This is a genomic window from Caulobacter sp. BE264, from assembly GCF_031457805.1.
In the GTDB taxonomy this organism is placed as follows: Bacteria; Pseudomonadota; Alphaproteobacteria; order Caulobacterales; family Caulobacteraceae; genus Caulobacter.
In genome coordinates, this window is record NZ_JAVDXI010000005.1 from 352721 (window position 1) to 364152 (window position 11432).

Consider the following 11432-nt stretch of genomic DNA (forward strand, 5'->3'; position numbering starts at 1 on the left):
TCGGCGCCGCTAGAAGCGCTGCCGATGTCTTTCGCCGCGACCAAAACTATTACCCGCAAAACGACCCACCTCGGTGGGGCGGCGGGCGTGCGCGCGATCTAAGCGGCATCCTCGAACCAGCCCCGCCGATGCGCGGGGCGGCTCTCACCTTCAGAGACCACTAGCTCCCCGCGCTCCACACCTCCCGGAGACGCAACACCATGAGCTTCAAGTTTTCCCGAGCCAATCCACCCCACGTCGGCGTCGTCGGCGCCACCGGCCTGGTCGGCGGCATGATGCGCGAACTGCTGGTCGAGCGCGACTTCCCCGTCGCCTCGCTGCGCCTGTTCGCCTCGGCCCGCTCGGCCGGTAGCAAGATCGACTTCAACGGTCAGGAGATCGTGGTCGAGGACGCCGCCACCGCTGACTTCTCGGGCCTGGACATTGTGTTCTTCTCGGCGGGCGGCTCGACCTCGCGCGAGCTGGCGCCCAAAGCCGCCGCCGCCGGGGCCGTGGTGATCGACAACAGCTCGGCCTGGCGCAGCGATCCGCACGTGCCGCTGGTGGTGGCGGAGGTGAACCCGCACGCCCTGAACACCATCCCTAAGGGCATCGTCGCCAATCCCAACTGCACCACCATGGCCGCCATGCCGGTGCTCAAGCCCTTGCACGACAAGGCGGGCCTGAAGCGCCTGACCGTCAGCACCTACCAGGCCGCCTCGGGCGGCGGCATGGAGGGCATCGAGGTCTTGTCCGAGCAGCTGCGCGCCGGCGCGGCCGGCGACCTGGACGGTCTGGCCCGTTCGCCGGACGCCGCCCCCCTGCCCGCCCCGCGCAAGTGGGCCGTGCCGCTGGCCTATAACGTCGTGCCGCTGAACTATGTGCTGGGCGAGGACGGCTACACCGAGGAAGAGCTGAAGCTGCGCGACGAGAGCCGCAAGATCCTCGAGATCCCCGGCCTGCCGGTCAGCGGCACCTGCGTGCGCGTGCCGGTCTTCACCGGTCACGCCCTGTCGATCAACGCCGAGTTCGACGGCCCGGTCTCGGTGGCCGAGGCGCTTGAGCTGCTGGGCGCCGCGCCCGGTGTGGTCATCGACGACGTCCCCAACCCACTGGCGGCCACCGGCCAGGACCCGGTCTTCGTCGGCCGCGTGCGACCCGACCCGACCGTCCCCCACGGCCTGGCCCTCTTCGTGGTCGGCGACAACCTGCGCAAGGGTGCGGCCCTCAACGCCGTGCAGATCGCCGAGGTGATGCTGGACGCCTAGAGGCTTCCCCTTCCCCCCTTTGACAGGGGGAAGGGAGACCTTGCGCGACGGCTCTGCTAACACCCCGCCATGATTACCGACCCGTTCTTCTACCTCGTCGCCATTCCGGCCGTGTTCCTGCTGGGCCTGACCAAGGGCGGGTTCGCGGGGATCGGGGTGGTGGCGGTGCCGATGATGACCCTGGCGGTGTCCCCGGTCATGGCCGCCTCGATCATCCTGCCGATCCTGCTGGTGCAGGACGTGGTCAGCGTGTGGTCGTTCCGGAAAACCTGGGACAAGGGGATTCTGGTCCTGATGTTGCCGGCCGCGGCGGGCGGCATCGTCCTGGGCTGGGCGCTGGCTGCGCTGGTCGACGAGTCGGCCGTCAGGCTGGCGGTCGGGGCGATCTCGGTCGTCTTCGCCCTGCAGCGCCTCTGGGCCGAGCGCGCCCTCAAGGCGGCCGATGAGATCGAGGCGGGGCCCGCCCGACCCTGGTTCGGCGTGCTTTGCGGGGCGACCGCAGGCTTCACCAGCCAGATCGCCCACGCCGGCGGCCCGCCGTTTCAGATCTACGCCCTGCCGCGCGGCCTGCCGCGCGACGTGTTCATCGGCACCAGCGCGATCTTCTTTGGCGTGGTCAACTGGATGAAGGTCCCGGCCTATCTGGCGCTGGGCCAGCTGACGCCCCAGGCCCTGGCCACAGCTGGCGTGCTGCTGCCGCTGGCCATCGCCTCGACCTGGGCCGGCGTCTGGCTGGTGCGGCGCGTGCCCGCCGAAGGCTTCTACAAGCTGATCTACGTGCTGCTGGTGCTGGTCGGCGGCAAGCTGATGTTCGACGGCGCCCGCGGCCTTTTAGCCTAGAGCGTGACGCCGAAAGTGGGAACCGGTTTCGGCGCAAGTCACGCTCTAAGTGTTTGATTTTAGAGCCTCGTTGTCGCGTCAAAACGATTCCGTTTTGACGCGCGAGGCTCTAATTGCGCTTTTCCGCGCGATCGTGTCGCCACGGCCCTTTCACAGCCACGATGATCGACGCTTATATGTCGCGGAACGAACTTATGCTTCGTGCGTACTGCAAGCCATCGGGGCCGGGCCATGACCGAACTCACCACCACCGCCAACACGACCGAGCTCGTCGTCGCCAAGCCGGGACGGCACTATCCCACCCCGGCGGCCAAGTGCGCTGATTTGGTCGTGCATCTGGCAGGCCTGGCCTGTGCGCTGATGGGCGGCGGAATCCTGCTGGGCCTGGCGTTCGGGCTGGGCGACCTCAAGCAGGTCGCCGCCGTCAGCGTCTACACGGTGGGCCTGATCCTGATGCTGTCGCTGTCGACGGCCTACAACTTCGCCAAGGCCCGCTGGCGCCCGCTGCTGCGCCGGTTCGACCATGCCGGCATCTTCGTGATGATCGCCGCCTCCTACACCCCCTTCACCACCCAGAACCTGCACGGCTGGTGGGCGATCGGCATGACCACGGCGGTCTGGACCGTGGCCGGCGTCGGCGTGGCGGCCAAGCTGTTCCTGCCGGGGCTGGACAAGCGCTTCTGGGTCGGCCTGTATCTGGCGCTCGGCTGGCTGGTGCTGGTGGCGATCAAGCCGATGATCGAGGGCCTGTCGTGGCCCGCCCTGCTGCTGCTGGCCATCGGCGGCATCGTCTATTCGACCGGAACCGTCTTCTACCTGATGCGACGCCTGAAGTTCCGCCGCGCCATCTGGCACGGCCACGTGATCGGCGGCGCGGGCCTGCACTACGCGGCCGTCCTGGTGGGCGTGGTCCTGGCCGGCGCGCACTGATCGGGAGAACCATCGCGTGGACAAGGACCCGGCTGGCAGCTTCAGCCTGCAAGGCTTCTTCCGGGACTGGAAATCCAGCGACCCCCTCCGCGGCAAGCGCTTGCCCACGCCGCCTTCGGACCGTCAGGTGGAGGCCGTGGGGTTCCCCCGGGTGCGGTTGACCGTCGACCAGGCCGACGACGCGCTGCGGCAGGCCGCGGATCGGCTGGCGCCGATGCGCTCCCTGCTGGGCCGAGACGAGTTCAACATCCTGGCGTTGTCGGGCGGGGCCGCTGGCGGCGCTTATGGCGCGGGCGTGCTGGCGGGACTCTCCAAGGCCGGGCGCCGACCCGACTTCGCCATCGTCACCGGCGTCAGCACGGGCGCCCTGATCGCCCCGCTGGCCTTTCTGGGTTCAGCCTGGGACGAGCGCCTGACAGACGCATATACCGGCGGCCACGCCGCCGAGCTGCTCAGCCTGCGCCGCCTGGCGCCTGCGCTGGGTCCCAGCCTGTTCAAGGGCGAGTCCCTGGACGTTCTGGTCGAGACCTTCGTCGACCAGGAGATGGTCGAGGCTATCGCCGTCGAACACGCCAAGGGCCGCCGGCTGCTGATCGCCACCACCAATCTCGACAGCCAACGCGCGGTCGTCTGGGATCTCGGTGAGATTGCGGTGAAGGGCGGACCCGAGGCGCTGAAGCTGGTCCGGTCGTTGCTGGTCGCTTCGTCTTCGGTGCCGGGCATCTTTCCGCCCAAGCTGATCGAGGTCGAGGCCGATGGACAGGTCTTTCAGGAGATGCACGTCGATGGCGGCGTCGCCGCGCCGCTGTTCCTGATGCCCGACGCCCTTCTGCATTGGCGCAACCTTGGCACCCGCCTGCGCCGGGGTCGCGTGCACGTGATCGTCAACACGGTGCTCGATCCGTCGACCCAGTCGACGCCGCCGGGCGTCGCCTCGATCATGGCGCGCAGCTTCGAGACCATGCTGCGCTTTTCGTATCGGCAGGCCTTGAGTCTGGCGGCAGGCTTTTGCGCCCGTCACAACCTGCCGCTCAGCGTGGCCTCGATCCCCAACACCTTCGAGGGAATGAACCTTCTGAAGTTCGAAACCGGCCTGATGCGCCGGATCTATGACGCCGGCTTCGAGCAGGCGGCGAGCGGCGCGGTCTGGTCCAACGCCGTGGAGGAACAGAGCTTGTGGCGAGGCCTGTTTAGAAAGCAGACGCCGCAGGCGGTCTCGGCGGGAACGGGTCTGATCGTGCGCGACGAGAAACCGCTGGACGCCGCACCCCAGCAGTCGCCCCAAGGCGTCTAGCGCCCGCTTGCCAGCGGGAGCGGCGTCGACAAGACTGCTCAACCCCTGAGGCGGAGAGGGCCCTGATGCGCCGTCTTTTTGTCGCTCTAGCTGCAACCGCCCTCGTCGGCCTCGCCCCTCTGGGCGCTTTCGCCCAGACGACAGGGGCGGCGGCGAAGCCTGCCTCGGTTTCGACCGATCGATTTTCGGACGCGGCGATCCGCCAGATCCTGGCCCAGCGAGTCGACGTCGATCGCCAGAGCCGGGGCATGGTGGTCGGGGTGATCGACGCCCGAGGCCAGCGGGTGATCGCCCACGGCCTGATGAGCGCCGGCGGCAAGCCGGTCGACGGCCAGACCCTGTTCGAGATCGGCTCGGTCACCAAGGCGCTGACCAGCCTCTTGCTGGCCGACATGGTCCGGCGCGGGGAGGTCGGGTTGGAGGATCCGGTGGCCAAGCACCTGCCGCCGGGAACGGTCGTTCCGACCCGGAACGGCAAGGCGATCACCCTGATCGACCTAGCCACGCACACCTCGGGCCTGCCGCGCCTGCCGACCAACATGGCGATGAAGGACCCGCTCAACCCCTATGCGGACTATACCGAGGCTCAGCTGGACGCCTTCCTGCGCGACTACGCCCTGCCTCGGGATATCGGCGCCACCTACCAATATTCGAATCTTGGGCTGGGACTGCTGGGGCGCGCCCTGGCCTATCGCGCAGGCGGCGACTACGAGACCGTGCTGCGAAAGCGGGTGCTGGCGCCGCTGGGCATGACCAACACAGCCATCGCGCTCTCGCCGGCCCAGGCCGTCCGTTTCTCCAGCGGCCACAACGCGGCTTTGGAGGTTACGCCCCATTGGGACCTGCCCAGCCTGGCCGGCGCGGGCGCGCTGCGCTCGACCGCTGACGACCTTCTGAAGCTGCTCGCCGCCGAACTGGGCTACGCCGACACGTCGCTGAATACGGCGATGGCCGACCAGTTGGTCCCCCGGCGTCCGGCCGGCGGCGACGTGTCCGTGGCCCTGGGCTGGCACATCTGGCCGACACCCGACGGCGATATCGTCACCCATTCCGGCGGCACCATGGGCTTTCAGAGCTTCGTCAGCTTCAATCGCAAGACCGGACTGGGCGTGGTGGTGCTCAGCAACACGGCCGGCGTGATGGGCGTGGACGACATCGGGCTGCACCTGATGGCGGGGCGACCGCTGAAGACCGCCCCCAAGAGCAGGGTCGCCGTCCCGCTGCCGGCTGCGGCCTTCGACAAGCTGGTCGGTCGCTACGCCATGGCCCCGGGCGTGGTGATGACCATCCGCCGCGACGGCGAGCGCATGCTGGGCCAGCTGACGGGTCAGCCGGCCGTCGAGATCTTCGCCGAGAGTCCCACAACCTTCTTCCTCAAGGTGGTCGACGCCCAATTGACCTTCACCGTCGACGCCGAAGGGCGTGGGACGGCGGTGACCCTGCATCAGAACGGCCAGAACACCACGGCCCAGCGCCTGGCCGACGGCGCCGAACCGCCCCCGCCGCCGCGCCCGGCCAAGGTCGCGACCCTGTCCTCGGCCGAGCTGGACGCCCTGGCGGGGCGCTATGCGCTGGCCCCGGGCGTGGCGATCACGGTGACGCGCAAGGACCAGAGCCTGTTCGCCCAGATCACCGGCCAGCCCGCGTTCGAGGTGTTTCCCGAGAGCCCGACCAAGGTCGTGTGGACCGTCGTGCCCGCCAACGCCACGTTCACCCTGGGCCCGGACGGGAAGGCGACCAGCCTGACCCTGCACCAAGGCGGAAGAAGCCTGCCGGCGCCTCGGTCGCCTTAAGCGCCTCTAAGCCTTCTTCAGCCAGCGCGCGCGCAGCTTGGCGACGTTGGGCGGATCGCTGCGGAAGTCCGAGGCCAGGCCAAGGCGCGCGTTGCAAGACGGGCAGCGCACATGGTCCTCGTCGGCCAGCTCGGCCGGCGGGTCAAAGCGCGTGCCGCAGGGCTTGCACTTCCAGTCCCCGACGACCGGAGCCGCCGGAGGCGGCGGCGGCGGCGCGGCCTGAGGCGCGACGAAGACCGTCTTGGTCGACGACTTGACCATGCGCTCGAGCGGCGGCGGGCCGCCGGGGGCGACCACGGCGCTCTTCAGGCTCAGGGTCTTGCGGCGCGGGGGCTCGCTGTCGCTCATGGTCTCGCTGACGGTTTAAGGCGCTAACCGGGGCTTGCTGCATGAAAGCGGGCGGAAACACAAGCCCGACGGGGGCCTAGCCCCTTACCAATGCGGCTTCAGACTGAACGACAGGGCCACGACGTCATCCTTCTGGGTGGCCAGGCCCAGAACGCCTTCCTTGGCCCGGATCTCGCGGTGGATATAGCCGAACGCGGCCTGCATCGGCCCCTTGCGCCAGGCCACGCCCGCCTGGGTGTCGCCGATCAGGCGGCTGGTGACGTCCTGTGACAGGCCTGCGCGGGACCAATCGCCGTTCTGGCCCCGCAGCATGTTGAACCCGACGGCGCGACCGCTGGCGGCGGCGTAGATGTACCAACGTCCCCGGTCACCGAACGCTGCGCCGCCTTCGCGAACGCCCAGCGCGTCGGTGACACGGTCGCCAATATTCTTCTTCGTACCCAGACGCACCGTGGCGCCCGCTTCCGCCGAGCCGCCGGCCCCGCCAAAGCCCACGCCCGCGTGCGGGGTGACGTCCAGGGCGTACCTGCGCCCCTTCAGCATCACCGCCGAGGGCCAACCCCGCGTGACGGTCACATCGACCTCTCGCAGCTCATAGGCGTCGCTGTCGGGGCGGACCAGGGTCAGGGGAGCGACGGTCGCCGTGCGAGGCACGCCCGCCATCGAAACACGGACCTGACTGATCGGACCGCCCACTTCGCCCTGGTAGGCCACGGCGGTCGAGCGCCACATGACCGGACCAGCGCCGTCATAATAGCGGTCGACATCGAGAATCCGCGCATCGCCCGCCATGGCCGCCGCCGGGGTCAGGCCAAAGCCGCCCTCCAGTTGGGCCTGCGGAGCCTCGATGGGGCGCGCGAGAAGGCCAGTCGCGGCGAGCGACAGCGGACGCGCCGCCTCGGGCTTGACCTGGAATGAATAAGGGCCTGCTGGCTGGGCCGGCGCTTGGGCGGCGGCGATCGAAGGGGTCATGATCGCGACCCCCACGGCAAACACGGCTAGCTTTCCAATCGCCCGCATCGCGGACTCCCAGACCCTCGAGCCTTCTCCCTTCGAATGGAATCAGTCGGAGGGGGAAAGAAGGCTCGTTTTCAAACAGTTAGAGCGTGATTGCCGCCGAAACCGCTCACACTTTCGGCTATCACGCTCTAGTGTTTCCAGCCTACGCCTCCGATCCCGGCTGTCACGGGGACGAAAGCGCGCAGGTGACCACCACTGTGCGCCAACAGGGTTCCCGGAATGTGAAAAGGGCGGCGCGATTCCTCGCGCCGCCCTCTGCAATGACGTCACATCGGCGTTACTGGCAGGCCAGGCACTCGTCGTAATCGGTCTTTTCGGGAACGTCGAAGCCGCTCGCAGCGGCCTCGGCCTTGTCCTCGGCGCCGGCATAAGCCGCGCGCTGCACGGACTTGGAGCGCAGGTAGTACAGGCTCTTCACGCCGCGCTCCCAGGCCATCCAGTGCAGCATGTGCAGGTCCCACTTGTCGACGTCGCCGGGCAGGAAGACGTTGACAGACTGGCTCTGGCAGATTTCCGGCGTCCGGTCGGCGGCCAGTTCGATCACCCAGCGCTGGTCCAGTTCGAAGGCGGTCTTGTAGACGTCCTTCTCGTCCTGGCTGAGGAAGTCGAGGTGCTGGACCGAGCCTTCGTTCTCCAGGATCGAGCCCCACACCGCGTCGGTGTTCTGGCCCTTCTCCTCGAGCAGCTTCTCCAGGTAGGGGTTCTTCACCGCGAACGAGCCCGACAGGGTCTTGTGCGTGTAGATGTTGGCCGGGATCGGCTCGATGCCCGCCGAGGTGCCGCCGCAGATGATCGAGATCGACGCGGTTGGGGCGATGGCCAGCTTGTGCGAGAAGCGCTCCATCGAGCCGCGATCGGCGGCGTCGGGGCACGGCCCCTTCTCTTCACCGAGCTTGATCGAAGCCTTGTCGGCCTCGCGGCGCAGGTGCTTGAACATCCGCATGTTCCAGCTCTTGGCCAAGGCGCTCTCGAACGGGACGTTCTGGCTCTGCAGGAAGCTGTGGAAGCCCATGAGGCCCAGACCCACCGAGCGCTCGCGCATGGCGGCGTAGGCGGCGGCCGAAGCCGCGTCCGGCGCACGGTCGATGAAGTCCTGCAGGACGTTGTCGAGGAAGCGCATGACGTCCTCGATGAACGTCGGGTGGTCGCGCCACTCCAGATAGGTCTCGGCGTTGACCGACGACAGGCAACACACGGCGGTGCGTTCCTGGCCCAGATGGTCCGTGCCGGTGTGCAGCATGATCTCGCTGCACAGGTTCGACTGGCGCACCTTCAGGCCCAGCTCCCGCTGGAACGAGGGCATGGCGCGGTTCACCGTGTCGGAGAAGATCAGATAGGGCTCGCCGGTCTGCAGGCGCAGCTCCAGAACCTTCTGCCACAGGGCGCGGGCGTCGACCTCGCGCAGGACCTCATTGGTCTTGGGCGAGCGCAGGCCGAACTTCGTGCCGTCGCGCACGGCGTGCATGAACTCGTCGGTGATCGACAGGCCATGGTGCAGGTTCAGGGACTTGCGGTTGAAGTCGCCCGACGGCTTGCGGATTTCGAGGAACTCCTCGATTTCCGGGTGATGGATGTCCAGATAGACGGCGGCCGAACCGCGGCGCAGCGACCCTTGCGAGATCGCCAGCGTCAGCGAGTCCATCACGCGGATGAAGGGGATGATGCCCGAGGTCTGCCCCTGGCCCTTCACCTTCTCGCCGATCGAGCGCACGCCACCCCAGTAGGTGCCGATGCCGCCGCCGTTGGCCGCCAGCCAGACGTTCTCGTTCCAGACGCCCAGGATGCCGTCCAGGCTGTCATTGACGGCGTTCAGGAAGCAGCTGATCGGCAGACCGCGATCGGCGCCGCCGTTCGACAGCACCGGGGTGGCCGGCATGAACCACAGGCGGCTCATATAGTCATAGACGCGCTGGGCGTGGTCGGCGTCGTCGGCGAAGGCCGTCGAGACGCGCGCGAACATGTCCTGATAGCTTTCGCCCGGCAGCAAGTAGCGGTCTTCCAGCGTGGTCTTGCCGAAGTCGGTCAACAGGGCGTCGCGCGAGCGGTCGACCTCGACCTTGCGCACCAGCGCCAATTGCGGGCGCTTGGCGGGCTTGATCGCCGCCAGACGGGCCTCGTTACGGACGCTCGACTTCACCGCTTCACTGCCGTTCATGACCAAAATCCATGCTCAATCAGCGTGTTCCGGAGAAGGAAGTATCCCCGCCAGCCGCTATATCTTGTGGCTGAGGAGCCCCCTCAACCCAAATATGGGGCCACACTGGTGAATGACTCGTCAACGCCCCTGCGCCGAGTTTTTCGTTAACAACCTGTGAACGCCACCAACTTGCATAGGCGGGACAAGGGGTTGCCTAGCCGAACTTTTTTCACCCGCGACAGAGCGCCGCAAGGCGCCGACGGGCGTCCGTCCCCGGACAACAATGTTCGCCCACAGGGCGAGCACAAGGCAGGGTGGCGAGGCCAGGGCGAAGGCTCGACGCGCCGTCGGTCCTGACGGCCGTGAGACGCCCGCAGTGCGGGGCTTTTGGCGGCCGACCCGCCGGATCGCGCGAGTGACAGCGACTTCGGCGGCCTCTCAAACACACGCGCAAAGAGAAAGGGCCCGGCGTCGCCGCCGGGCCCTCCCAATCGTGCAGTCGATTCGATCTTAGAAGTTGATCGAGATCGTCGAACGGCGGTTCAGCGGTTCCTTCACGCCATCGCCGGTGGCGACGGCCGGAGCGCTTTCACCCTTCCAGTCCACGCCCAGGACGTTTTGCGAAACGCCTTGCGAGACCAGAGCGTCGGCGACGGCGCGAGCGCGACGTTCCGAGAGCTTGGCGTTGTACTTCGGCGAACCCGAGGTGTCGGTGTGGCCGACGACGATGATCTTCGTCGCCTTACCGTCGTTCGAGTACTTGGCCGCTTCCGTGACCACCGATTGAGCTTCCGGCGTCAGGACCGATTGGTCGAACGGGAAGTAAACGATGAACTCGCGGGCCTCAAACTGCGGCGGCGGCGGAGGCGGCGGCGGCGGCGGAGGCGGAGGCGGGGGAGGCGGCGGCGGGGGCGGCGGCGGCGGGGGAGGCGGCGGCGGCGGCGGCGACGCGAACGAGTAACGGAGACCCACGGTCACCGACTGGTCCTTGTACTGGCCCTGGAACGAGCCCGGCTGCAGAGCGCCCGAACCCTTCGACTGCCAAATGTGGTCAGCGCCGGTCAGGTAACGATAGGTGACGTCAATCTTCAGCTTGTCGGTCGCCTTGATCGAAGCGCCGGCGATCGCTTGGTAAGCAAAGGCCAGGTCGTCGTCGTCGACGGTCAGGTTTTGGATCGCCGCGTTCGTCGCGGTCACCGTACCAACGCCGCTGAACTGACCCAGGGCGTTGACGTCCAGACGGTTCACGCCCACGCCCACGCCGACGAACGGGTTCAGCCACGAGCCCGGAGCGAAGTCATAAATGACGTTCGCCATCAGGGTCCAGGCGTCGATCGAGCCGTCCGGCGAGCCGCAGGTCGGGGCGGCCGCGGTGCGGGTGATGCCCGGGGTGCAGAGACCACGCGGTTGTTGGCGAGCGACGTTGCCTTGGACAGCGCGCAGGTCACCGGGGCGGTAGCCGCCTTCGACTTCAGCACGCCAGTTCGGGTTGAACTGGTAGCCCAGACGGACGAAACCGGTCCAATCCTTCTCGGACTTCCAGGTCCAGTGCGCATACTGGCCATCCGGCACGGTCTGGTCAGACTGCGTCTTGATGTTCTGCGGCCAGTGTTGGCCGAGGTCGACCGCGCCGTACCAGCCGGTCTCTTGGGCCGAAACGCCCGACGCGGCGAACACCGCGGCCAGAGCAGCTCCCGCCAGGAGGTTGAGTTTCATTGTTGAAGAGCCCTCTATTGCCCTGCCCAGGCCGGGATACCGACCGAGCATCGTTATACCAAGGCGAACGCCACGGGAAAGTGTCAGCAAAGACACACTCGTCAGGT

General features: G+C 67.6%; 10 protein-coding genes. 6 read left to right on the forward strand and 4 right to left on the reverse strand.

Annotated elements, in window-relative coordinates; all coding sequences use genetic code 11:
• Positions 1-24 precede the first annotated feature (24 nt).
• From J2X45_RS14590 to J2X45_RS14615, 6 genes are all read left to right on the forward strand, one after another.
• Positions 25-102: a hypothetical protein gene (locus J2X45_RS14590; protein WP_024265966.1), complete on the forward strand. Its 78-nt coding sequence runs from the start codon at positions 25-27 to the stop codon at positions 100-102.
• A 98-nt stretch (positions 103-200) separates the two neighbouring features.
• Entirely contained in the window at positions 201-1247 is a 1047-nt protein-coding gene (locus J2X45_RS14595; protein ID WP_310215945.1) for an aspartate-semialdehyde dehydrogenase, read from the forward strand.
• Positions 1248-1316: 69 nt separating this feature from the next.
• Entirely contained in the window at positions 1317-2087 is a 771-nt protein-coding gene (locus tag J2X45_RS14600; protein ID WP_310215947.1) for a sulfite exporter TauE/SafE family protein, read from the forward strand.
• 231 nt (positions 2088-2318) lie between these two features.
• Positions 2319-3017 carry a hemolysin III family protein gene (locus tag J2X45_RS14605; protein WP_310215949.1) on the forward strand — a complete coding sequence of 233 codons (699 nt, stop codon included), beginning with the start codon at positions 2319-2321 and terminating at the stop codon, positions 3015-3017.
• A 16-nt stretch (positions 3018-3033) separates the two neighbouring features.
• On the forward strand, positions 3034-4311 hold the full coding sequence (locus J2X45_RS14610) for a patatin-like phospholipase family protein (protein WP_310215952.1): 1278 nt from the start codon (positions 3034-3036) through the stop codon (positions 4309-4311).
• 65 nt (positions 4312-4376) lie between these two features.
• Entirely contained in the window at positions 4377-6104 is a 1728-nt protein-coding gene (locus J2X45_RS14615; protein WP_310215955.1) for a serine hydrolase, read from the forward strand.
• A gap of 6 nt (positions 6105-6110) precedes the next feature.
• Here J2X45_RS14615 and J2X45_RS14620 read toward each other — a convergent pair whose 3' ends face one another.
• The 4 genes from J2X45_RS14620 to J2X45_RS14635 form a co-directional block, all read right to left on the reverse strand.
• Positions 6111-6452, reverse strand: coding sequence for a hypothetical protein (locus J2X45_RS14620; protein WP_310215957.1), 342 nt, complete (start codon positions 6450-6452; stop codon positions 6111-6113).
• Positions 6453-6536: 84 nt separating this feature from the next.
• A complete protein-coding gene (locus tag J2X45_RS14625; RefSeq protein ID WP_310215960.1) occupies positions 6537-7424 on the reverse strand; it encodes a lipid A-modifier LpxR family protein in 888 nt (295 codons plus the stop codon).
• A 325-nt stretch (positions 7425-7749) separates the two neighbouring features.
• Positions 7750-9633 carry a ribonucleoside-diphosphate reductase subunit alpha gene (locus J2X45_RS14630; RefSeq protein WP_310215964.1) on the reverse strand — a complete coding sequence of 628 codons (1884 nt, stop codon included), beginning with the start codon at positions 9631-9633 and terminating at the stop codon, positions 7750-7752.
• A gap of 486 nt (positions 9634-10119) precedes the next feature.
• The gene (locus J2X45_RS14635; protein WP_310215967.1) at positions 10120-11325 is read right to left on the reverse strand and encodes an OmpA family protein; all 1206 of its coding nucleotides are present in this window, start codon (positions 11323-11325) and stop codon (positions 10120-10122) included.
• Between the last annotated feature and the right edge of the window lie 107 nt (positions 11326-11432).

Coding starts and splice junctions, on each gene's coding strand:
- J2X45_RS14600 (WP_310215947.1), top strand. CDS start 1,317: ATGATTACCGACCCGTTCTTCTACCTCGTCGCCATTCCGGCCGTGTTC.
- J2X45_RS14605 (WP_310215949.1), top strand. CDS start 2,319: ATGACCGAACTCACCACCACCGCCAACACGACCGAGCTCGTCGTCGCC.
- J2X45_RS14635 (WP_310215967.1), bottom strand. CDS start 11,325: ATGAAACTCAACCTCCTGGCGGGAGCTGCTCTGGCCGCGGTGTTCGCC.
- J2X45_RS14590 (WP_024265966.1), top strand. CDS start 25: ATGTCTTTCGCCGCGACCAAAACTATTACCCGCAAAACGACCCACCTC.
- J2X45_RS14620 (WP_310215957.1), bottom strand. CDS start 6,452: ATGAGCGACAGCGAGCCCCCGCGCCGCAAGACCCTGAGCCTGAAGAGC.
- J2X45_RS14595 (WP_310215945.1), top strand. CDS start 201: ATGAGCTTCAAGTTTTCCCGAGCCAATCCACCCCACGTCGGCGTCGTC.
- J2X45_RS14615 (WP_310215955.1), top strand. CDS start 4,377: ATGCGCCGTCTTTTTGTCGCTCTAGCTGCAACCGCCCTCGTCGGCCTC.
- J2X45_RS14625 (WP_310215960.1), bottom strand. CDS start 7,424: ATGACCCCTTCGATCGCCGCCGCCCAAGCGCCGGCCCAGCCAGCAGGC.